Annotated in this window: 19 protein-coding genes; 6 read left to right on the forward strand and 13 right to left on the reverse strand. The window is 62.3% G+C overall.

From position 1 onward, the window contains the following. Window positions 1–6 precede the first annotated feature (6 nt). The 11 genes from ACODTZ_RS01275 to ACODTZ_RS01325 form a co-directional block, all read right to left on the reverse strand. Window positions 7–786, reverse strand: a complete 780-nt coding sequence (locus tag ACODTZ_RS01275; protein WP_489023179.1) for a 3-ketoacyl-ACP reductase — start codon at window positions 784–786, stop codon at window positions 7–9. After that, window positions 783–2288: an FAD-dependent oxidoreductase gene (locus tag ACODTZ_RS01280; protein WP_489023180.1), complete on the reverse strand. Its 1506-nt coding sequence runs from the start codon at window positions 2286–2288 to the stop codon at window positions 783–785. Before ACODTZ_RS01280 ends, ACODTZ_RS01275 begins: the two co-directional genes overlap by 4 nt. A gap of 20 nt (window positions 2289–2308) precedes the next feature. Beyond that, window positions 2309–3424, reverse strand: coding sequence for an ABC transporter ATP-binding protein (locus ACODTZ_RS01285; protein WP_489023182.1), 1116 nt, complete (start codon window positions 3422–3424; stop codon window positions 2309–2311). 4 nt (window positions 3425–3428) lie between these two features. After that, window positions 3429–4364: a carbohydrate ABC transporter permease gene (locus ACODTZ_RS01290; RefSeq protein ID WP_489023183.1), complete on the reverse strand. Its 936-nt coding sequence runs from the start codon at window positions 4362–4364 to the stop codon at window positions 3429–3431. Further along, entirely contained in the window at window positions 4361–5314 is a 954-nt protein-coding gene (locus ACODTZ_RS01295; protein ID WP_112436635.1) for a carbohydrate ABC transporter permease, read from the reverse strand. Before ACODTZ_RS01295 ends, ACODTZ_RS01290 begins: the two co-directional genes overlap by 4 nt. Before the next feature lie 85 nt (window positions 5315–5399). After that, window positions 5400–6662: an ABC transporter substrate-binding protein gene (locus ACODTZ_RS01300; RefSeq protein ID WP_018896757.1), complete on the reverse strand. Its 1263-nt coding sequence runs from the start codon at window positions 6660–6662 to the stop codon at window positions 5400–5402. Between the two features lie 104 nt (window positions 6663–6766). After that, complete coding sequence (locus ACODTZ_RS01305; RefSeq protein ID WP_489023186.1) at window positions 6767–8275, reverse strand: aldehyde dehydrogenase family protein; 1509 nt, start codon at window positions 8273–8275, stop codon at window positions 6767–6769. Further along, window positions 8275–9054: an enoyl-CoA hydratase/isomerase family protein gene (locus ACODTZ_RS01310; RefSeq protein ID WP_489023188.1), complete on the reverse strand. Its 780-nt coding sequence runs from the start codon at window positions 9052–9054 to the stop codon at window positions 8275–8277. The genes ACODTZ_RS01305 and ACODTZ_RS01310 overlap by 1 nt, the downstream gene beginning before the upstream one ends. Beyond that, window positions 9047–10660: an acyl CoA:acetate/3-ketoacid CoA transferase gene (locus tag ACODTZ_RS01315; RefSeq protein WP_489023190.1), complete on the reverse strand. Its 1614-nt coding sequence runs from the start codon at window positions 10658–10660 to the stop codon at window positions 9047–9049. Before ACODTZ_RS01315 ends, ACODTZ_RS01310 begins: the two co-directional genes overlap by 8 nt. A 5-nt stretch (window positions 10661–10665) precedes the next feature. Next, window positions 10666–11670 (reverse strand): Gfo/Idh/MocA family protein, encoded by a 1005-nt coding sequence (locus ACODTZ_RS01320; protein WP_489023192.1) that lies wholly within the window; start codon window positions 11668–11670, stop codon window positions 10666–10668. Beyond that, a complete protein-coding gene (locus tag ACODTZ_RS01325) occupies window positions 11667–12713 on the reverse strand; it encodes a LacI family DNA-binding transcriptional regulator (protein WP_489023194.1) in 1047 nt (348 codons plus the stop codon). The genes ACODTZ_RS01320 and ACODTZ_RS01325 overlap by 4 nt, the downstream gene beginning before the upstream one ends. Before the next feature lie 271 nt (window positions 12714–12984). Here ACODTZ_RS01325 and ACODTZ_RS01330 point away from each other — a divergent pair, with 271 nt between their 5' ends. Further along, on the forward strand, window positions 12985–14151 hold the full coding sequence (locus tag ACODTZ_RS01330; RefSeq protein ID WP_489023196.1) for a dihydrodipicolinate synthase family protein: 1167 nt from the start codon (window positions 12985–12987) through the stop codon (window positions 14149–14151). Between the two features lie 84 nt (window positions 14152–14235). Here the strand turns inward: ACODTZ_RS01330 and ACODTZ_RS01335 are convergent, their stop codons facing one another. Beyond that, a complete protein-coding gene (locus ACODTZ_RS01335; RefSeq protein ID WP_489023198.1) occupies window positions 14236–15729 on the reverse strand; it encodes a DegQ family serine endoprotease in 1494 nt (497 codons plus the stop codon). Between the two features lie 513 nt (window positions 15730–16242). Between ACODTZ_RS01335 and ACODTZ_RS01340 the strand changes: the two genes are divergently transcribed. The 3 genes from ACODTZ_RS01340 to ACODTZ_RS01350 all read left to right on the forward strand — a co-directional run bounded on the left by ACODTZ_RS01340 (window position 16243) and on the right by ACODTZ_RS01350 (window position 18678). Further along, window positions 16243–17034: a DeoR/GlpR family DNA-binding transcription regulator gene (locus ACODTZ_RS01340; protein WP_489023200.1), complete on the forward strand. Its 792-nt coding sequence runs from the start codon at window positions 16243–16245 to the stop codon at window positions 17032–17034. 43 nt (window positions 17035–17077) lie between these two features. Next, entirely contained in the window at window positions 17078–17536 is a 459-nt protein-coding gene (locus ACODTZ_RS01345) for a YbaK/EbsC family protein (protein WP_489023202.1), read from the forward strand. Window positions 17537–17643: 107 nt separating this feature from the next. After that, window positions 17644–18678, forward strand: coding sequence for a Tim44 domain-containing protein (locus ACODTZ_RS01350; protein WP_489023203.1), 1035 nt, complete (start codon window positions 17644–17646; stop codon window positions 18676–18678). Between the two features lie 24 nt (window positions 18679–18702). Here ACODTZ_RS01350 and ACODTZ_RS01355 read toward each other — a convergent pair whose 3' ends face one another. Further along, entirely contained in the window at window positions 18703–19374 is a 672-nt protein-coding gene (locus tag ACODTZ_RS01355) for a J domain-containing protein (RefSeq protein WP_112436634.1), read from the reverse strand. A gap of 350 nt (window positions 19375–19724) precedes the next feature. Here ACODTZ_RS01355 and panC point away from each other — a divergent pair, with 350 nt between their 5' ends. Further along, window positions 19725–20594: a pantoate--beta-alanine ligase gene (gene panC, locus ACODTZ_RS01360; RefSeq protein ID WP_489023205.1), complete on the forward strand. Its 870-nt coding sequence runs from the start codon at window positions 19725–19727 to the stop codon at window positions 20592–20594. Then, window positions 20594–21415, forward strand: a complete 822-nt coding sequence (gene panB, locus ACODTZ_RS01365; protein ID WP_489023207.1) for a 3-methyl-2-oxobutanoate hydroxymethyltransferase — start codon at window positions 20594–20596, stop codon at window positions 21413–21415. Before panC ends, panB begins: the two co-directional genes overlap by 1 nt. The last annotated feature ends 122 nt before the right edge of the window (window positions 21416–21537 follow it).

Here is a 21537-nt window from a genome sequence, read left to right on the forward strand (position 1 = left end):
ATCCTGTCACAAGCGGGGAATGGAAAGGCCGCCATCGGCATCGATGACGGTGCCGGTCGCAAAGGCGAAGGCGCCTGAGGCGAGGGCCGAGCAAATCCGGCCGATGTCGTCGGCCTCGCCCCAGCGCTTCATCGGCACGAGGCCGCCTTCGATCAGCGCGTCGTATTTCGAGGTTACCCCTGCCGTCATGTCGGTGCGGATGATGCCCGGTCGGAGTTCGAAGACGGAAATGCCCGATTCCGCCAGGCGCAGCGCTAGACCTTGCGAGAAGGCGGCAAGACCCGCCTTGCTGATGCAATAGTCCAGGCGCTCCGGCGAACTCGCCTCGGCCGATACCGAGGTGATGTTGATGATCGAGCGCGGGTGCGGCTTGTCGCCGGAGACTAGCATCGCCTTCACCACCGCCTGGGTGAAGAACACGGTGCCGCGCAGGTTCGTGGCCATGATCGTGTCGAAATTGTCAGGCGTCAGTCCAAGGAAATCGCCCCTGACCACGGCCGCCATGCCGGCGTTGTTGACCAGGCAATCGATGCGCCCGAACGCCTGCAGGATCGCGTGAACCGTTTCCTCGTGCTTTTCGACAGCCGAGATATCTGCCTGCAGGTAGATCGCGTCGCCGCCGTGTTGCTTCAGCTGCGCGACGGTCTCGTCCGCGGTCTCCGCTGCGCCGACGCCTGTTATCACGACATTGAAGCCTGATTTGGCTAGCGCTCCGGCAATGCCGAGCCCGATGCCGCGACGGCCGCCGGTGACCACGGCGACGGGCTTGTCCGAATGCGTCGTCATGCTCTCAAATCCTTTGATGCGATGTGGTCGGCGACACGCAATGCCTGGCTCGCCACCGTCAGGGCCGGGTTGACGGCCGCCGAGGTCGGCAGGAAGCTTGCATCGACGACGAAGAGGTTCTGGTGATCGAAGGCGCGGCAATAGATGTCGAGGGGAGCCGACGCCGGGTCGCGGCCGATCCTGATGGTCCCGCACTGGTGCGAGGGCGTGCGCTTGTCGAAGGGCCGGCTGAGCACCAGCGGAAAGCCGATCGACTTCAGGATGTCCTTGAGCTTGGAGACGAGCGAAAGGTGGGCATCCCAATTGGTACGATGCCATTTCAAGACGATGCGGTCGCCATCGACCATCACCCGGCTTTCCGGATTGGGAACGTCTTCGCTCATCGCGTAAAAGTCGATCGCATGGCCGGTGATCCGATTGAGCAGCCATTCCGGGACATTCGGCAGCGATCCCTTCAATACCTGGCCGGAGATGCGGCCGAGCAGTTGGACATTGCCGAGCGGCGGTCCGCCATTGCCATCGGACAGATAGAAATCGTTGAAGGCAAATGTCTTCTGGTAGATCGAAGTGTTGCGATATCGGGGCGAGACGCCGATCACGGCCGAGGAGTTATGGTTCATGAAGTTGCGCCCGACCTGGCCCGACGAATTGGCGAGCCCCTCGGGAAACCGTTTACTTGCCGAGCGCAACAACAGAACCGCTGACTGGACGGCGCCGGCGCTCAGGATCACGAGCTTTGGATGAAGTGTGCGGGTTTCGCCGCCCTGGTGGTAGGTGACGCCAGAGATGAGGCCGTCCGCATCCGCTTCCAGCTTGATGACGCGAGATCCAGTCTGAAGGCGGACATTGTCGTGTTTCAGCGCTTGCGACAGGGCCGCCGTTTCCGCATCCATCTTGCCGTCATCGGAGTTCGGATGCGCGTCCCATGGGGTCTGCGCCTTGGCCAGCCACTTGTCGATATCGACACCCAGGGGGAGAGAGAAAGGGTGCAGACCCTTTGCCTTCAGCCGCGCCCTGACGTCGGCGATGGCGGGTTCCTCGCGTACCGGCGGGTAATCATAGGGTGTCGAGTGAGAGGGCTCCGTCGGATCGTCGCCGAGCGCGCCCCGCACCCGGTACAGCTTCTCGGCGCGGCCATACCAAGGCTCCAGCTCCTCATAGGGAAACGGCCATGCGGGCGAGACGCCTTCGCGGTGATGGATTTCCTCGAAATCCTCGCGGCGGTAGCGCGAGAGCACGGCGCCGAAGAATTTCGAATTGCCGCCGACATTGTAGTAGTTGCCGGGATTGAAGCCGGTGCCATCAGCCTCGTACCAGGTCTCCTTCGGGCGGAAATGGCCGCGCTGGAAGATCGCCCGCTGGTCGCGGTTGACGGGGTGGTCGGCGATCCGTTCGCCGGCTTCGAGGATGAGGATCTCGGCTCCGGTAGGCGCGAGCCCGGCAGCGACGGTCGCGCCACCGATGCCCGAGCCGATGATGACGATATCAGGTGTTCTGTTCATGTTGCTGTCCCGCCGTCAGATCACGCGATACGCGCCTGGCTCTGCGGGTCGAAGAAGACCACCTTGTCGAGGTTGAATGCCAATCGCGCGTTCTGGCCGGGCTGAATGCGGGCATCGGCGCGCAGGCGGGCGACGACCTCCTTGCCGCCAAGTTTCGTCACCGCGAAGGTGTCGGACCCGGCCGGCTCGACCACGTCGATCAGGCAATCGCCTTCCGCAAGTGTACGCGCGTTGCGGTCGGCGCCGTCGGGGTCGGTCAGCGCTTCCGGCCGGATGCCGAAGACGATCTGCCGGCCGGCATGCGCCTGCAGCGCTTCGCGGCCCGGCGCGATCGGCAAGCGGATCGGCTCGCCGCTGGGGCGGGCGAGCGAGACAGAGAGGCCCGTCGCGCCCTGTTCGATGGTGCCGGAGAGCAGGTTCATGGCCGGAGAACCCATGAAGTCGGCGACGAACATGTTGGCGGGGTTGTTGTAGATTTCGGCCGGCGTGCCGAACTGCTGCACCTCGCCGTCCTTCATCACGGCGATCTTGGTTGCCAGCGTCATCGCCTCGATCTGGTCGTGGGTGACATAGACGATCGTCTTGCCGGTCGCCTGGTGCAGGCGCTTGATCTCGATGCGCATGTCGACGCGTAGCTTGGCATCGAGGTTGGAGAGCGGCTCGTCGAACAGGAAGAGCTTGGGATCGCGCACCAGCGCCCGGCCCATGGCGACGCGTTGCCGCTGGCCACCCGAAAGCTGGCTCGGCTTGCGGTCCAGCAGATGGCCGATCTGCAGCACCTTGGCGACCTTGTCGATCGCCGCCTTGCGCTCGTCGGCCGGCACGCCGCGCATCTCCATGCCGAAGGAGATGTTTCCGGCGACTGTCATGTTCGGATAGAGCGCGTAGCTCTGGAACACCATGGCGATGTCGCGTTTGGATGGATGCAGATCCGAGATGCTGCGGCCATCGACGCTGATGTCGCCCTCGGTGATGGCTTCCAGCCCGGCGATGGTGTTGAGCAGCGTGGACTTGCCGCAGCCGGACGGACCGACCAGCACCAGGAAGCCGCCCTTTTCCAGCTCAAGATCGATGCCCTTGAGGATTTCCAGTGCGCCGAAGCGCTTTCTGAGGCTTGAGATTTCGAGAAAAGCCATGGGATTATCCTTTGACCGCGCCCGCCATCAGACCGCGAACGAAGTAGCGGCCGGCGAGGATGTAAACGAGAAGCGTGGGCATGGCGGCGATCATCGCGGCGGCCATGTTGACATTGTATTCGACCACACCGGTCGAGGTGTTGACGACGTTGTTCAGCGCCACCGTCATCGGCATGGACTCGCCGGTTCCCGCATAAGCGGATGCGAACAGGAAGTCGTTCCAGATGTTGGTGAACTGGTAGATGACGGTCACGACGATGATCGGCAGCGAGTTCGGCAGCATGATGCGGCGGAAGATCTGGAAGAAGCTCGCGCCATCCACCTGCGCCGCGCGCACCAGTTCCGTCGGGAATGCCTCGTAGTAGTTGCGGAAGAACAGCGTCGTGAAGCCGAGACCGTAGACGACGTGGACGATGACGAGGTTGACGGTCGGATTGCCGAAGCCGAGCGACATGCCGATATCGTTGGTGAGCATGTTGCCAAAGCGACCGAGGCTACCGAGAATGGTCGCCATCGGCAGCAGCACCGACTGGAACGGAATGAAGCAGGCAAAGAGCATCAGCCCGAAGACCAGTGTATGGCCGGGGAAGCGCCACTTTGTCAGCACGTAGCCGTTCAACGCGCCGAGGATGGTCGAGATCGCGACGGCGGGCACCACCATCTTGATCGAGTTCCAGAAGTAACCCTTGATGCCGGCGCAGGTGAGGCCGACGCAGGTCTCGCCCCAGGCCTTGATCCATGGCTCGAAGGTCGGCGCCGCCGGTAGCGACAACATGTTGCCGCCCTGGATCTCGTCCATCGTCTTGAACGAGGTGACCAGCATGACGAAAAGCGGCATCAGGTAGATGATCGCGAAGATCGCCAGTACGCCGTAGATGAAGATGCGGTTGAGCATCCGCATGCGTGCCATGCTGGAGGCATCCGATGTGATCGTGCTCATCGCGATTTCTCCCGCAGTTCCGAATAGAGATAGGGAATGATGATCGCCGAGATGGTCATCAGCATGATCACGGCGCTGGCCGAGCCCACGGCCATTTCGTTGCGCTTGAAGGTGTATTCGTACATGAAGTTGGACGGCAGCCAGGCCGAGCCGCCGGGGCCGCCGGAGGTCAGCGCGACTACAAGGTCGTAGGACTTGATCGCCATGTGCGCGAGCACGATGAAGGCCGAGAGGAAGACGGGTCTCAGAAGCGGAATGATGATGCGGCGGTAGAGCTGCACCGTCGAGGCGCCATCGATCTGCGCCGCCTTCATGATCTCGCTGTCGATGCCGCGAAGGCCCGCCAGGAACATTGCCATGACGAAGCCCGAAGCCTGCCAGACGCCGGCGATGACGACGGTGTAGATCACGAAGTCCTTGTTCTTGATCCAGTCGAAGTGAAAGCTCGTCCAGCCGAAATGGTGGAGCGTCTGTTCCAGCCCAAGGCCCGGATCGAGGAACCATTTCCAGGCGACGCCGGTGACGATGAAGGAGAGGGCCATCGGATAGAGGAAGATCGGACGCAGAATGCCTTCACCGCGGATCTTCTGGTCGAGCAGGATGGCAAGCAGCAGCCCGAGCCCGAGGCAGATCGCGATATAGAGGAAGCCGAAGATCCCCATATTGGTGATCGACGTGTACCAGGACGACGGCGGATCGCTTTCGAAGGTCCAGCGCCAGAGCCGTTGATAGGCGCGAGGCCCGGTCAGCGCGTAGGACGGAAAGGTCTTTGAATTGGTGAAGGACAGATAGACCGTCCAGAGGATGAAACCGTAGACGAAGACCAGCGTGATGGCGAAGCTCGGCGCGAGCACGATTTTCGGCAGCGCGTCCTGCAGCCAGCCGCGCAGGGAAAACGAGGTTCCGCGCTGCGCTGTGACTTCTGGTTTGGTGGTAGCGATAGTGCTCATAACATTCATCCCCCTCCCAAGGGTGACGTTGGCAGTCGACATCTTCCCCGCCAGCTGAGGCGGGGAAGACCATGCTTGGAGCCGATTACTTGGCGTCGTCGATTGCCTTCACGAGTTCCTCGACGGCCTGGTCGGAGGTCTTGATCTGGCCGTGAACGAACTTCGAGACGACGTCCTTGTAGGCGTTGGCAACAGCCGGAGGCGCGCCATAGCCTTGTGCCAGCGAGCCGAACAGCGTGCCGCCTTCGTTGGCTGCCTTCAGGTCGGCGATACCCTTCTTGCCGCAGGCGTCGAAGTCGGTATCCGGGACGTCGGTACGGGCGGGAACCGAGCCCTTGACGACGTTGAAGGCCGACTGGAAGCTCTTCGACAGCGTTGCCGTCGCAAGCGCCACCTGGGCGGCCTTGCGATCGTCGGGAACGTTGAACATGCCGAACATGTCGGAGTTGTAGATCACGCTGCCGTCGGTGCCCGGGAAGCGGTAGCAAAGGAAGTCGGTGTCAGGGGTCTTTTTGGCGGCAACGAATTCGCCCTTTGCCCAGTCACCCATGACCTGCACCAGCGCATCACCCTTGATGACCATGGCGGTCGCAAGGTTCCAGTCACGGCCGGAGAAGTTCGGATCGACATACTTGATCAGCGTGGCAAGGTTGTCGAACGACTTCTTCATCGTGTCGGACTTCAGCGACTCCTCATCGAGTTCGTTGAAGGCCTTCTTGTAGAACTCCGGTCCGCCGGTCGACAGTACGACGCTGTCGAACATGGTGGCTTCCTGCCAGTTCTGACCACCGAGAGCGAGCGGCGTGACGCCTGCAGCCTTCGCCTTGTCGAGCAGGGCAACGAGGTCTTCGAACGTCTTCGGCTGCGTGCCGCCGATCTTGTCCATCACGGCCTTGTTGATCCACAGCCAGTTGACGGAGTGAACGTTGACGGGAGCCGCGACCCACTTGCCGTCATAGACGGAGAACTTCTGCAGCGCTGCCGGAACAGACTTGTCCCAGCCTTCCTTCTTCGCGGTTTCGGTGAGATCGCCCATCACACCAGCCTGCGCGTAGTCGAGAACGGTGTAGCCGAGCATCTGCGAAGCGGTCGGGTAAGTGCCTGCCGCAACCATCGCCTTCAGCGCGGTCATCGCGGCGTCGCCGCCACCGCCGGCGACGGGCACGTCTTTCCACGCGTAGCCTTCCTTCGCCAGGTCGCCCTTCAGCACGTTGAGCGCGGCGGCTTCGCCACCCGACGTCCACCAATGCAGCATCTGCACTTCCTTGACGTCGGCAGCGCGGGCCAAACCGCCCACAGCACCAACTGCCAATGCGACCACGGCGGTCGCCGTTAGAAATCTGCGCATTTGAAAACCTCCCGTTTTCAAGTTCGCGAAACGAGACCCATTCTCGTTCCGTATCCCCCGCCCTCCTCGAGCGTGGTTTCTGTAGACCGGCTCCCCGCCGGTCCTCAGCTCCTGGGCATCCACCAGTTGGTGCGGCTGCCGATATGCATGTTGAGCGTCTTCGTCTCGGTGTAATCCTCCACCGCATGGCGGCCGAGTTCGCGTCCGAGGCCGGACTGCTTGTATCCCCCGAACGGCAGCTCCGATGCGCCGTCCATGAATGTGTTCATCCAGACGGTTCCCGCGCGTACTCTACGCCCGATTGTCAGGCATGTATCGAAATCCTTGCTCCAGACGCCGGCCGAGAGGCCGTAATCGATGGAGTTGGCGATTTCGATCGCCTCCTCGGTGGTCTCGAAGGTGAGGACGGAAAGAACGGGGCCGAACACCTCCTCGCGCGCGACCGTCATCCCCGGCGTAACCTGAGAGAGAATAGTCGGTGCCATGAACTGGCCCATGCCCAGATCAAGTGCGCCACCGCCATGGGCGACTTCGGCGCCGGCGCTCTTTGCCGCCGCGACGTAGCCGGCGATCTTGTCGAAATGCTGCGGCGTGATGATCGCGCCGACCTGCGTGGTCGGGTCGAGGGGATCGCCGACCTTCACATGCTTGGCGAGCGCCGCCACGCGCGCCACCACATCGCTGGCGATGGACTTGTGAAGGATCAGACGGGAGCCTGCATTGCAGCATTCGCCGGCGTTGAAATATGCGCCGAACACGGCCGCGTCGATAAAGGCGTCGAGGTCGGCATCCGGGAACACGACCTGCGGGTTCTTGCCGCCGAGCTCCAGCGAAACCTTCTTCAGCGTTTGCGCCGCATTGGTCATCGTCAGCTTACCAACGCCGGTCGAGCCGGTGAACGAAACCATGTCGACGTCGGGATGCAACGTCATGATCGCGCCGACTTCGGCGCCCGTGCCGGTCACGATATTGACGGCGCCATCGGGAACGCCGGCTTCTTGCAGGATTTCACCGAGCATGACCGTCGAGCCCGATGTCAGTTCCGATGGCTTGACCACGCAGGTGCAGCCTGCCGCGAGCGCGAATGGCAGCTTCTGGCCGACGATCAGGAACGGGAAATTCCAGGGCGTGATGATCGAGACGACACCGATCGCTTCGCGCAGCACGACACCCAACGTTCCGTCGCCGAGCGTGTTGTAGCTTTCGCCATGCAGATCGCGGGCAAGGGCTGCGGCATAGCGCCAGATGTCGACCGATCCTGCGATCTCGCCCTTGACCTGAGAGATCGGCTTGCCGGCCTCGATTGCATCGAGATAGGCGAGTTCATCGGCCCTGGCGGCAATGAGGTCGGCGGCCTTGAGCAGGATGGCGGAGCGCTCCGATGCCGTCATGCGCGGCCAAGGGCCGGTGTCGAACGCCTTGCGGGCTGCGGCAATCGCACGCTCGGCGTCGGCCTTGGAACCAGTCTGAAAGCGGCTGACGACGACGCCATGGCTTGGCGCGACACGCTCGATCGGCGCGGCATTGCCGGAAATCCATTTGCCGTCGATCAGCATCTTGAAGTCGCGAACCGTCTGATTGGCAAGCGCCTTCGGGGTGACCAGAACCGTCATTACCATTCTCCCTTGAACTGTGCCGGGCGTTTCTCGCTGAATGCGGTCACGCCTTCCTTGAGGTCGCCGGTTTTGGCGACCAGGATCGAGCCGAGCGCCTCAACCGCGGTGCCGTTATCTTCGCCATTGGCCGACGCGATCATCAGCTTGGTGATCTCGAGTGCGGCGGGTCCGCGCGTCGCGACGCGGCGTGCGTAGTCTTTTGCCGCATCGACAGCTGTACCCGTGGCGACGACTATGTCGACCACGCCGAACTGGCGGGCTTCCTCGGCGGTGAAGATTTCGCCGCCCAGCGCCATGCGGCGGACGATCTGTGCGCCGAACCGCTTGACGAGACGCTGTGTGCCCGACCAGCCGGGGATCATTCCAAGGCCTGTTTCCGGAAGGCCGATCTTGATCTGCTCTTCGGCGATCCTGATGTCGGCAAGGCCCGCAAGCTCCAGCCCGCCACCGAGCGCATGGCCGTTCAGCGCCGCGATCAGGGGAACGCGAAGCGTGGCGAGCCGCTCGAAAACGCGATGGCCGTAACGCACCCAGGCATGCCCGAACTCCTGCGGCGCCATATGCCCCCAGGCCTTGATGTCTCCGCCGGCCGAAAAGGCCTTGCCGTCACCAGTGAGGATGGCGACATGCACATCCGGATTGGCTTCCACTGCGTCGGCGGCTTCCGAAAGGGCCTTCAGCATATCGAGGTCGAGCGCGTTCAGCTTCTCGGGCCGCGATACGGTCATGATGGCAAGTGAGCCGTCGATATCGACGCGCACTGTTCCGCTAGTCATGGAAGGTGCCCTCCAGAACACGCGCGCCTTTCACCGGCAGCGACAATCCGATGGGCTCTTCCGCAAACAGCCTGGCGTCCATCACCTTTAGGTCCTTGGCGACCATCAGCGGGAATTCCGATTGATCCAGAATATGCGTCTGCAGGTCGATGCCGGGCGCGATTTCGGTCAGCACGATACCGTCGGCGGTGAGCTTCATCACGCAGCGCTCGGTGACGTAGGTAATATCCTGCCCCTGCTCGATCGCCCGGCGGCCGGAGAAGGTCACGTGTTCGACCTCGTTGACCAGCTTCTTCAGCTTGCCTTCCTTCTCGATCACAAGCTTGCCATCGGCGATGCCGAGCTTGGCGCCTGCATTGAACATGCCGGAGAAGACGATCTTGCGGGCGCGTGCGGTGATATCGACGAAGCCGCCGGCACCGGCCGTTACATGCGGGCGGAAGGAGAGCTTGGAGACGTTGACCGAGCCATCCCGGCCGATCTCGAGGAAGGAGAGGAGCGATGCATCGAAACCACCGCCCTGGAAATAGGTGAACTGGTAGGGCGATGGCATGTACGCGTCAGCGTTGGAGGCGCAGCCGAAGGCGAAGTCGAGCAGCGGAACCCCACCGACCGCACCTTGCTCGATCACCCAGGTGACGGCCCCGTGCTGACCCTCTTCCATCAGGATACGCGGCACATTCGCCGAGATGCCGAAGCCGAGGTTGACGCAGCTGTTGGCCTGAAGCTCCTGCGCGACGCGACGCGCGATCACCTTCTGGATATTGAATTCGGGCACACGGAACGTATCGAGCGGGCGGAAGATCTCGCCTGAGATCGCCGGGTCGTAGAGCGTCTGTGTCGTCTGCTTCTGTTCGGGATCGACGATGACGTAGTCCACCAGCATGCCCGGCACGCGCACGTCATGCGGCTTCAGCGAGCCCTGCTTGGTGATGCGCTTGACCTGCGCGATGACGATGCCGCCATTGTTGCGGGCCGCAAGCGCCTGATCGAGCCCGCCGAGATAGGCGCCCTCGTGCTCATAGGTCAGGTTGCCATGCTCGTCGGCCGTCGTCGCCCTGACGATCGTGACATCGGGCGTGATCGCCGGGAAATACAGCCAGTCGTCTCCCTCGAAGGAGACGCGCTTGACCACGGGCGTTTCCTGAGCGGCGGCGTTCATCGCGCAGCCCTGGCGCTTCGGGTCCACGAACGTGTCCATTCCGACTTTCGTCAGAACGCCGGGTCGCTTGGCGGCCGCCTCGCGATGCATGTCGAACATCACGCCGGACGGTATGTTGTAGGCCGGGATTTCGTTGCCTGATATCATCTGCCAAATCAGCGGAGGTTCGGCGGTCGACGGGCCGGAAGGGTAGGAGCCGCCGATGATCCGCTTCAGCAAGCCCTTTCGGGCGATGTGATCGATGCCCTTGATCCCGCTCATGTCGCCGGCGGCGATCGGGTGCAGCGTGGTGATGTCGCGCGGATGGCCGGTGGCCTCGAAACGTTCGCCGATGGCTTTCAGCATCAGATCGGGGCAGCCGAGGCCGCTGGACGAGGAGACCGAAACGACGGCGCCGTCGGGGATCAGGTCAGCGGCTTGCGATGGGGTGATATGCTTGTTCATCTCTGTCAAAGTCCTGTCTTGACCGGCACTGCAGCACCCGTGCGCGCGGCTTGCGCGACCGCCAGGCCTGTCGCCAGCGACCATATGCCATCCTTGGCCGTTGCCGATGGCTTGCCATTGCCCGCGACGGCGCCATGGAACGCAGTGAGTGCGGTCTCGTAGAGATTGCCGCCGGTGACAGGCAGGGACTGTTCGCCTTCGGCAGTCCGCAAGGTCACCGTGCCATCCGGTCGCTGGGTCATCACATTGCGGCCGATCAGTGAGCCCTCGGTGCCGTGCACCTCCAGACCGGTCTCGGCGTATTTCGTGGTGAAGCCGTCGTGGAACTGCGCGATGATGCCGTCTTCGAAGCGCATGACGCCCATCACGGCGTCCTCCAGACCTTCCTTGCCCATGCCGCCCGCCTGCGAGAACGCGATCACCTCGACCGGGTTTCGTCCAAGCACGTAGCGCAGCGTGTCCGTGTCATGGACGGTGATGTCGAGAATGACGCCGCCGCCAGCCTGCGGCTTGTCGAGCCGCCAGGCCTGCAGATGCGGAGGCAGGTAAACGGCGTGGAACACGCGCGCAGAGAGCGGCTTTCCGATCTTGCCGGCTGCGATCGCATCACGCATTGCAGTATGGGTCGAGGCGTTGCGCAGGTGGTGGTTGGTGGCGAGAACCACGCCCGCCTCATCGGCAGCCTTGGCCATCGCGTGGGCATCGTCGAGCGACAGGGCCAGCGGCTTCTCGCAGAGGATGTGCTTGCCCGCGCGCGCTGCGGCGATTGCCTGGGCGCAGTGCAACTCGTTGGTGGTCGAGATATAGACGGCATCGATCTCGGGGTCGGAGAGCAGAGTGTCGAGATCGGAGACATGCTTGCCGATATTGTTCTCGGTGGCATAGGAGCGGGCGCGCTCCGGGCTGGTGCTCATGACGGAGACGACCTCGCCGCCAGTGGCGCGAATTGCCCCGATCACCCATTCGCGCGCGATCGTACTCGCGCCGATGAGACCCCAACGAACCGTCATGCCATTCTCCTCCCAGGCTTGTTCATCGCGGCGCCGCAGCTTTCGCGCACGATCAGGCGCACCGAGCTCACGGCCGATTCCGCTTCCGGTTTTCCGGCGTTGATTTGCTTCAGCAGCATCTGTGCTGCGCGTTGGCCAATCCCCTGCGGATCGACCGAGATGGTGGTCAGTGCCGGCACCGTGGTCTTCGCCTCGATCACATCGTCGAAGCCGACGACGGCGAAGTCCTTGCCGGGTTCGATGCGGCGCGCTCTCAGCCCGTCACAGACGCCGAAGGCAACCGCATCGTTGAAGCAGACGGCGGCCGTCGGCGGCTCGGGCATGGCCATGGCGCGGGCAAGCGCATCGACGCCGCCCGCGCGAGATGGTGCGGACGAGACGACCAGCTCCTCGCGAAAGCCGGTGCCGGTTTTCGACATGGCGTCGCGATAGCCGCTCAGGCGTTCGTCGAAGACGGCCGTGTCGGGAAAGCCGCCCACGAAGGCAATACGGCTGTGGCCGAGTGCGGCCAAATGTTCGACGGCGGCAAAGGTACCGGCATGGTTGTCGGAGACGAGCGACGACACCTTGGCGCCGGGAATGTTGCGGACGACGAGCACGACGGGAATGCCGGCCATGACAAGCGGCTTCAGGTCGATAGCTTCGGTGCCGCGCGCCGGCGAGATGATCAGGCCCGAGACGCCATGCTCGCGCATCGAGGCGATGACCTCGCGCTGGCGATCGATGCTCTCGCTGGTGTTCGACAGGAATTGGACGAAGCCGGCCGACTGCACCACCGTGTCGACGCCCACGGCGAGTTCGGCAAAGAAGCTGTTGGTCAGGTCGTTGACGACGATGCCGATGATCTTCGAGCGCGCATTCGCCTGGCGAAGGTTCGCCGCGCCGCGATTATACACATAGCCCAGCTCCCGCATCACGGCGTTGACCTTCGTACGGGTGCTCTCATTCACCAGGGGCGAGGCTTGCAGCACCAGCGAAACTGTCGACTTGGAAACGCCGGCAGCCTTCGCGATGTCGATGACGGTGACCCGTCCCTTGCCCATGAATGTCCTCCCTTGGTCTGCGCCAATTTTCACTGTTAATAATTGGAACGTTCCAACTTTGTCAAGCGGAGTTAATCGGACGGCGCCGGTGTCTGTGGGCGAATTCACCGGAAAGCATCTGTTGCGGTGCAAAACAGTGCAAAACAATCAATTTCTTCACTGACTTTCGTGTCGAAAGCGGTAAGTGACGCCTTGCTTTTGATGTCGAAAACAGGCTTGCAATTTGGAACGATCCAAATTATTGCATTGTCCACATCTTGAGGAGGACCCCATGAGCTTGACCTTGAATCTGCCTGACGCCGATGGTGCCGTTCGCGAATATCGCCTTGTCGGAACACCGATCGAGCGGCCGTCCAAGCCACCGGTATTCAATCGGATTGCCTATGCCGCGGCCCACGTCGTCTCCGATCCGCGCCGAGATTTGGACCCCTGGGGCAAGCCGGCGATCGACTGGGATACGACGATCGCTTTCAGGCGCCATCTCTGGAGCCTGGGTTTCAAGATCGCCGAAGCCATGGACACCTCGCAGCGCGGGATGGGGCTCGATTGGGCGGGCGCGCAGGAGCTCATTCGCCGTTCGCTCGAAGAGGCGCGCCATGTCGAAGGTGCCGATCTTGCCTGCGGTGCCGGCACGGACCATCTCGCGGCCGCCGATGCACGCTCGCTGGATGACGTGATCAACGCCTACGAGACGCAGATCGAATTTGTGGAGAAGAACGGTGGTCGCGCCATCATGATGGCGAGCCGCGCGCTTGCTCGCGTCGCCAAATCGCCCGACGATTACATCAAGGTCTATAGCCGCATTCTCTCGCAGGCGAAGGACAAGGTCGTCCTGCACTGGTTGGGCGACATGTTCGATCCCAACCTTGCCGGCTATTGGGGAAGCGCTGATTTCGAGCCGGCGCTTGCGTGCGCGCTTGATATCATCAAGGAAAACCGGAGCAAGGTCGAAGGCATCAAGATCTCGTTGCTCGATAACGCCAAGGAAGTGCAGCTTCGCGACCGGCTGCCCGAGGGCGTGATGTGCTTCACCGGTGACGACTTCAATTATGCGGAACTGATAGAGGGTGATGGCAAGCGCTACAGCCACGCGCTTCTCGGCATTTTCGATGCCGTGGCGCCATCAGCTTCGAAGGCGCTTGCGTCGCTGGCTGCGGGCGATACCACGACGTTCCGCTCGGTGATCGAGCCGACGGTGCCGCTTTCGCGCAAGATCTTCGAGGCGCCGACGCAATATTACAAGGCGGGCGTGGTCTTCCTGGCGTGGCTGAACGGCCACCAGAACCACTTCAGCCTGCCCGCCGGCATGCAATCGGCACGCGGCGTCAATCATTACGCGGATATCTTCCGCCTGGCCGACAAGGCAAATGTGCTCGATAAGCCGGAGCTGGCGACTGAGCGCATGAAGAACTTCGTGGGTGTCTTCGGCGTGCAATAAGCCGGGCGGGAGGCCGCGCGGCTTATGATGATCATATCAATGAATAAAAGGACCGGCGTGTGGTGACGCCGGTCCTTCCGAACGCTAGGCCGCAGCGAAGGGAACAGCCACGAAGGTCTTGTTGCCGCCTCGCTGTACGAGGAGCAGCACGGACTTCTTCTCGGTCTTTGCTGCATCCGCCACCGCGTTCTTAGCTTCACTCGCGTCATGAACGGTCTTGTCGTTCACCGACAGGATGATGTCGCCGGTCTGCAGGCCGGCCTTCGCCGCAGGCTTGTCTGGCGCCACGTTGGCGATGACAGCGCCTTCGACTTTCTGCGACAGGCCAAGCTGCGCGCGGATATCGGGGGTGAGGTCGGCCAGTGCGACGCCGATCCTCGGTCCGCTCTGCGCATGCTTTTCAGTACCGCCGGCGCTTGCGAGCTGCTGTCCATCGTCGCCACCGCCGATCGCAACCTTGAGCTCGACGCTCTTGCCGCCGCGCCAGACCGTTACGGTCTGCTTGTCGCCGGGCGAGAGGTCGGCCACGAGGCGCGAGAGATCCTTCGGCGATGTCACGCTGTCGCTTCCGACGTTGGTGACAACGTCACCGGCCTTGAGGCCGGCCTTGGCAGCGGGCGAGCCTTCCGAGACGTCGGCGACCAGCGCGCCTTGCGGCTTGGCAAGGCCGATCGCATCGGCGACATCCTGTGTAACGCCCTGGATCTGAACGCCGAGATAGCCGTGCTCGATGGAGCCGTTCTTCTGCAGCTTGGCGACGATCGTCTTGGCTTCATCGGATGGGATCGCGAAGCCGACGCCGACGCTGCCGCCGTTCGGCGAATAGATGGCGGTGTTGATGCCGACGACATGACCGTCGCGATCGACGAGCGGGCCACCCGAATTGCCATGGTTGATCGGCGCATCGATCTGGATGAAGTCGTCATAAGGGCCGCTGTGCAGATCCCTGCCGCGTGCCGAGACGATGCCGGCCGTCACGGTCGTGCCGATGCCGAAGGGGTTGCCGATCGCCAGAATCTGGTCGCCGAGCTTGAGCTTTCCGGAATCGCCCCAGGCGATCGTCGGCAGGGCCTTCGGAGCCTCGATCTTCACCACGGCCAGATCGGCCTTGGCGTCGGCGCCGATCAGCTTGCCGGGCAGTTCCGTGCCGTCGTCGAGCGTCACCTTGATATCGGTGGCGTTGGCGATGACGTGGTTGTTGGTGACGATGTAGCCGTCCGGGCTGACAATGAAGCCGGAGCCGAGGGCCTGCGCATGCTCACCCGATTGCGGTGCCTGATGCGGGACCGGAATGCCCTGCTGCTCGAAGAACTGCTTGAACTGCTGCTGCATCTCGGAATTGTCGGTGCCGTCGTCGGCGCCCGATGCCTTCATCGTCGTGACGATGGTCACGACCGCGGGCTTGTCGGCATCGACGACATCGGCAAACGAACCGCTGCCGTTGGGGGAGGTGGCGACCGACGCCGGCGACGCTACGGCCGATGACGTTTCGAACGCATAGGGCAGCGAGGCCGCGCCAACGATGATTGCCGCGCCGAGAAGGGCTGCTGACCGGCGGCGATTGAGGATGTTTGACATGATGTCTGTCCTTTGGATGTGTTGCTCGATCGCGTGATGGCTTTCACCAGTAGTAGACGCGTGAGATACATATCTGCCGGCAGAACTGTATTTTCAAATTAAATATAGATAAGGTAATTGTTACGTTTTCGTCATTTATTACAAGAGTTTAATGATGTGATACGAAGTATATTTCGTGCTCGCTGAGCCGGCGTCTACCTCAGGCCTGATGCTCTTCTCCGGGCTGGTATCCGGGTGGTTTTGAGGGGGAATTTCGACCGCGATCGGCCGTGCTTGTCCTCGGACAAGCCGCCGATCGCGGAAGAGCCTTGGGAGGCATTGCGTGGTCCGCCGCAGGGCTGGGACGCGGCGCTTCACTAGCCCGGCACCACCGGCGCGTCGATACACAGTAAAGTGACCCGAGCCGCGAATTTTTGTCATAAATGAAAGTCATCACCGCATTTTGCGTGGCGGCTTCGGCTCTGTTATGGATATTCGGGCAGAAAACGAAACTGAAGCGAAAGCACTCGCACAATGTTCCTGAGCGACCGTCAAACCGAAATCGTCGATATGGCCAAGTCGAAAGGCCGGATATTCGTCGAGGATCTGGCAGCGCATTTCTCCGTGACGCCGCAGACCATTCGCAAGGATCTCAACGACATCTGCGACGCTCAGATCCTGACCCGGGTGCATGGTGGCGCGGTCTTCCCGAGCGGCACCGAGAACGTCAAATACGAGGCGCGACGCCAGATCGCCTCAAGCGAAAAGCAGGCCATCGGCCTGGCCGCAGCAAGCCTCATTCCCAACAATGCGTCGTTGTTCATCAATATCGGCACGACGACCGAGGCGGTCGGCGAGGCCCTCATCAATCACCATGAGCTCATGGTGATCACCAACAACATCAACGTCGCCAACCGGCTGAGGCTGTTGCCGGCCATCGAGGTGGTGATTGCCGGCGGCGTCGTGCGCAGCGCCGATGGCGGCATCGTCGGCGAGGCGGCGGTCGATTTCATCCGGCAATTCAAGGTGGATTATGCCGTGATCGGCGCCTCCGCGCTGGATGAAGACGGCGCGCTTCTCGATTATGATTTCCGCGAGGTGAAGGTGGCGCAGGCGATCATCGCCAATGCGCGCCATGTCATCCTTGTCGCCGATTCCACCAAGTTCGAGCGCACGGCGCCGGTCAGAATTGCCCAGCTTTCCCAGGTGCACACCTTCATTACCGATCGCTGCCCGGTTCCATCCGTGCGGCAGTTCTGTCTTGAGAACGATGTGCGGTTGATCGAGACCAGCACGCAAAGGCCGCCGCAGACCGAGCTCACGTGACACGCACGATTTCAAATACCTACATCAAGGATGATTGTTGCCCATGAGCCTAGAGACCGTCCGTGCGTTCCTTAGCGAATCCGCTCCCGATATCGACATCATCGAAACCGAAATGAGCTCGGCGACCGTCGCGCAGGCGGCCGAGGCGCATGGCGTCGATCCCGCGCAGATCGCCAAGACGATCTGCCTGCGGCTAGATGACGCGCCGATCCTGGTGGTTGCTGGCGGTCTGGCGCGGCTGGACAATCGCAAGTTCAAGGACACGTTCGGCACCAAGGCGCGGCTGCTGAATGCCGAAGAGGTCGTCGAGGCGACCAGCCATCCTGTTGGCGGCGTCTGCCCGTTCGGGCTTCCGTCGCCGTTGCGCATTTATTGCGACGTCTCCCTCAAGCAATTCGACGTGGTGGTGCCCGCCGCGGGATCGACGAATTCGGCCGTCAGGATCGCAACGGATCGCCTGGCGGAGCTGACGAAAGCGACGTGGGTCGACGTCTGCCAGTAGGCCAACACACGAACAATTGAACCAGATTCAACGCAAAGCTTAAAACGCGGAAAAAGAAACCTATATAAGGGGTCGAAACTCAACTGTTGCCATATGGGAGACTTTAGATGCCTCGTGCCGTTTCACGTTTTGCCAAGGTTGCGGCGATCGCCGCCCTGACAGGCGTTACCGTATTTGCGTCCATCGGGGATGCGGATGCGCGGCGGGCAGGAGGCTCCGGTTTCGGCAGCCGCGGTACACGCACGTTCCAGGCGCCACCGGTCACCCGCACCGCGCCGGCCCTTGCCGCTCCGATGGATCGTTCGATGAGCCAGCGCCCTGAAACCAACGCGCCTGGCGCCGCGACGCAGCCGGCTTTCGGTGGTGCTCAGCAGCGTGGTGGCCTGTTTGGCGGCTTCGGCCGTTCGATGATCGGCGGCCTGGTTGCCGGAGGCTTGCTCGGCATGCTGCTCGGCCACGGGTTCGGCGGCGGCTTCGGTTTCCTCGGCATGCTCTTGCAGTTCGCTCTGATCGCCGGCGCCATCATGCTCGCTGTCCGCTTCTTCGCCAATCGCGGCCAGCAGCCGGCCTATGGCTCGGCGCGTCCGAGCGGCGTCAGCCCGATGGCATCGAACGGCAACTCGTCCTTCCGTATCCCGAGCATCGGTTCGGGTGCAGCCGGCTTTGGCCTCGGCGGCTCTAATGCCGCCCCGCAGCAGCCGCGCAACGATCAGCCGAGCGATGAAATCGGCATCAAGCCTGATGACCTCGACCGGTTCGAGCAGCTCCTGACCGAGGTTCAGACCGCTTACGGTGCTGAAGATTACGGCACGCTACGCAAGCTGACGACGCCGGAAGCGATGTCCTATCTCGCCGAGGAACTGGGCGAAAACGCCACCAACGGTGTTCGCAACCAGGTCAGCGACGTCAAGCTGCTGCAGGGCGATGTCGCTGAAGCCTGGCGTGAAGATGGTTCCGACTACGCGACGCTTGCGATGCGCTATCAGTCCATCGATGCTGTCATCGAGCGCGATGGCGGCCGGGTGGTGAGCGGCGACACGCGCTCGCCGACCGAGAGCACCGAGGTCTGGACCTTCGTGCGTAAATCCGGCACCGACTGGAAGCTTGCAGCTATTCAGGGCACCGAACAGCGCGCAGCCTGAGATCTATGTAGTTGAACCCCTGCCTCAGCCCTCCTGGGCTGCGGCAGGCACGACCCAAAGCGGCCGATCTTCGCGCCGTGGCGCGGCAATGGTTGGAGCGGCTTCCTCTTCTGTGAGGAGGCCGTCTTCGTTTTCGCTGACGTCCACTTCATAGGCATAGTCGTAAAGCATCTCGCAGGCGCGCTCGCTGGCCTTGATCTTGGCCTCCGTTTCGCTGATCGCAGAGGCGATCGCCTTGACGCGGGCGCGCAGCATCGAGCCGAGAATATCGGTCGAAGGCCGCTTTTCCAGTCGTTCCAGGTGATGCTCGATACGCGCGGCGTGGCGCTCGAGTTCCCGCTTGGAAAAGCGCGCCTTGCGCATGTCCTCGGAGAGATCGTCGCGCATGCGCGCGAGCGGATCGAAGGTGCCGGGCTCGCGCTCGTCCAGCGTCAATTCATTGACGAGCTTCTCGATAACGATCAGCGCCTGCAGATCGACGGGATCGGCGAGTTCGACGTCATAGCCGGTATCGTCGAACACCTTGCGGCGAACGGGATCGAGCAGCAGTTCATAGGCCTTCTGCACCCGCCCGAAGGCACTGGGATCGCCACCGGAATCCGGATGCGTCGTCTTCGCGCGCCTGCGGTAGGCCGACTTGATCTGGTCATCGCTCGCGTCCCTGCGGACACCGAGAATCTCGTATGGATTGGTCACTGTCCCTCCGCTGCTGTCGGACATCGTCGTGACACCCGTGAAGGGCATTCGTCTATCAATGCCGTTCTTCTACCATCACTGGGGCAGAGTTTGGACAAAAGAATGCATAAGTTTGCGTGAAGGCCCGGATTGCCTGAAGGCATCCACCGTCTGTCCACAGTTTGATTTGACGCACCTGCTTGCCACGTCGTTTTCCGCGCGCAAATCAAAGCAATAGGAAAATCGCATGTCGCAATGAAGCTTAATCGATATAATGGCGCCGCTTGCGTTGACGCTGTCAGTCAAATCGAGTTCTATCCGCCACCTTCTTGCGCCAGCCCCGCTGGCGGAGAGCTTCGGAGGACGGTTTCGTGCGTATTATCAAATCGATAGCGGATCTTAGGGCGTGCCTGGAGATCTATCGGCGTGAGGGCAAGAAGATCGGCCTGGTGCCGACCATGGGCTTTCTGCATATCGGTCACATGGAGCTTGTCTCACGCGCCAAGGCTGAAAACGACGTGACCGTGGTGTCGATTTTCGTCAATCCGCTGCAGTTCGGCGCCAACGAGGATCTGGCGCGTTATCCGCGCGATCTCGAGCGGGATTCTGCGCTTCTCAAGAATGCCGGCGTCGACTTTCTGTTCGCGCCCGAGGTGACGGACATGTATCCGCGCCCAATGCTGACGGTTGTCGATGTGCCGGAGATTGGCCGGCAGCTGGAGGGCGAGGTCCGTCCGGGCCATTTTGCCGGTGTCGCCACTGTCGTCACCAAGCTCTTCAATATCGTCCAGCCGCATGCTGCCTATTTCGGCGAGAAGGATTATCAGCAGGTGGTGCTGATCAAGCGGATGGTCGAGGATCTCGCGCAGCCGGTCGACGTGGTCGCGGTGCCGACGGTGCGCGAAGCCGATGGCCTGGCCTGCTCTTCTCGAAATGTCTATCTGAGCGAGACGGAGCGCGCCGCTGCCGTCATCGTGCCGCGGACGCTCGACGAAGCGGCCCGGCTCTATGCCGAGGGCTGCGATGATCCCGTGGAACTGGAAGCCGCATTGACCCGATTTGTCGCATCCGAACCGCTCGCGAGTGCGGAGGTTGTCGCCGTCAGGCATCCCGAGACGCTCGAACCGCTGACCTCGCTGCAATCGGCGCCGGCGCTCGTGGCGCTTTTCGTGCGCGTAGGCAGCACGCGGCTGCTTGATAACCGCGTCATCGGCCTGACGGCACAGTCGAGGGCCGCCTGATGAGCGCGCAGGGCAAGCAGAAGCGACTGACCACGGCCTCGATCCGCTCGATGAAGGGAGGAAGTCGCGTCGTCTGCCTCACCGCTTACACGACACCCATCGCGCGCCTGCTGGACCCGCATTGCGATCTGCTTTTGGTCGGCGATTCCCTGGGCATGGTGCTTTACGGCATGGAGACGACGGTCGGCGTCACGCTCGACATGATGATTGCCCATGGCCGCGCCGTCATGCGCGGCGTGTCGCATGCCTGCGTCATCGTCGATCTGCCGTTCGGCAGCTACCAGGAATCCAAGGAGCAGGCCTACCGAAACGCTGTCCGCATCCTGCAGGAAACGGGCTGCGACGGGGTCAAGCTCGAGGGTGGCGAAGAGATGGCCGAGACAATCGCTTTCCTGACATCGCGCGGCGTGCCAGTCTTCGCTCATGTTGGCCTGATGCCGCAGCTGGTCAACACGGCGGGCGGTTTCCGCTCGCTGGGGCATTCCGAGCAGGAGGCGACGAAGATCCGCCGCGATGCGGCGGCGGTCGCCGATGCCGGCGCCTTTGCCGTCGTCATCGAGGGAACGGTCGAGCCACTGGCGCGCGAGATCACGGCATCTCTGTCTATCCCCACTATCGGCATCGGTGCGTCGGTCGCCTGCGATGGCCAGGTGCTGGTGTCGGATGACATGCTGGGCCTGTTCAGCGATTTCAAGCCGCGCTTCGTCAAGCGCTTCGCCGAGCTGGGTCCGCTCGTGTCGCAAGCGGTGGAGACCTATGCCGAAGACGTCCGCGCCGGCCGGTTTCCGGGCGCCGAGCACACCTTCCAGCCGCGCAAGTAGACGAGGTTTATGCCATGGGCGTGTCCCCGCGATGTTTGGTCGCGCTTTGGTAGCGAAAACCTGCGCTTAATTGCATCTTTGCGGAAGTGCGCTACACTCGACTTGCTTCATGGGCGAGTTGC

Source organism: Rhizobium sp. FG113, assembly GCF_057809895.1.

What these genes read in the sequence shown, in the direction of transcription:
- ACODTZ_RS01275 (WP_489023179.1), bottom strand. Translation starts at nt 786, where the DNA reads ATGACGACGCATTCGGACAAGCCCGTCGCCGTGGTCACCGGCGGCCGT.
- ACODTZ_RS01280 (WP_489023180.1), bottom strand. Translation starts at nt 2,288, where the DNA reads ATGAACAGAACACCTGATATCGTCATCATCGGCTCGGGCATCGGTGGC.
- ACODTZ_RS01285 (WP_489023182.1), bottom strand. Translation starts at nt 3,424, where the DNA reads ATGGCTTTTCTCGAAATCTCAAGCCTCAGAAAGCGCTTCGGCGCACTG.
- ACODTZ_RS01290 (WP_489023183.1), bottom strand. Translation starts at nt 4,364, where the DNA reads ATGAGCACGATCACATCGGATGCCTCCAGCATGGCACGCATGCGGATG.
- ACODTZ_RS01295 (WP_112436635.1), bottom strand. Translation starts at nt 5,314, where the DNA reads ATGAGCACTATCGCTACCACCAAACCAGAAGTCACAGCGCAGCGCGGA.
- ACODTZ_RS01300 (WP_018896757.1), bottom strand. Translation starts at nt 6,662, where the DNA reads ATGCGCAGATTTCTAACGGCGACCGCCGTGGTCGCATTGGCAGTTGGT.
- ACODTZ_RS01305 (WP_489023186.1), bottom strand. Translation starts at nt 8,275, where the DNA reads ATGACGGTTCTGGTCACCCCGAAGGCGCTTGCCAATCAGACGGTTCGC.
- ACODTZ_RS01310 (WP_489023188.1), bottom strand. Translation starts at nt 9,054, where the DNA reads ATGACTAGCGGAACAGTGCGCGTCGATATCGACGGCTCACTTGCCATC.
- ACODTZ_RS01315 (WP_489023190.1), bottom strand. Translation starts at nt 10,660, where the DNA reads ATGAACAAGCATATCACCCCATCGCAAGCCGCTGACCTGATCCCCGAC.
- ACODTZ_RS01320 (WP_489023192.1), bottom strand. Translation starts at nt 11,670, where the DNA reads ATGACGGTTCGTTGGGGTCTCATCGGCGCGAGTACGATCGCGCGCGAA.
- ACODTZ_RS01325 (WP_489023194.1), bottom strand. Translation starts at nt 12,713, where the DNA reads ATGGGCAAGGGACGGGTCACCGTCATCGACATCGCGAAGGCTGCCGGC.
- ACODTZ_RS01330 (WP_489023196.1), top strand. Translation starts at nt 12,985, where the DNA reads ATGAGCTTGACCTTGAATCTGCCTGACGCCGATGGTGCCGTTCGCGAA.
- ACODTZ_RS01335 (WP_489023198.1), bottom strand. Translation starts at nt 15,729, where the DNA reads ATGTCAAACATCCTCAATCGCCGCCGGTCAGCAGCCCTTCTCGGCGCG.
- ACODTZ_RS01340 (WP_489023200.1), top strand. Translation starts at nt 16,243, where the DNA reads ATGTTCCTGAGCGACCGTCAAACCGAAATCGTCGATATGGCCAAGTCG.
- ACODTZ_RS01345 (WP_489023202.1), top strand. Translation starts at nt 17,078, where the DNA reads ATGAGCCTAGAGACCGTCCGTGCGTTCCTTAGCGAATCCGCTCCCGAT.
- ACODTZ_RS01350 (WP_489023203.1), top strand. Translation starts at nt 17,644, where the DNA reads ATGCCTCGTGCCGTTTCACGTTTTGCCAAGGTTGCGGCGATCGCCGCC.
- panB (WP_489023207.1), top strand. Translation starts at nt 20,594, where the DNA reads ATGAGCGCGCAGGGCAAGCAGAAGCGACTGACCACGGCCTCGATCCGC.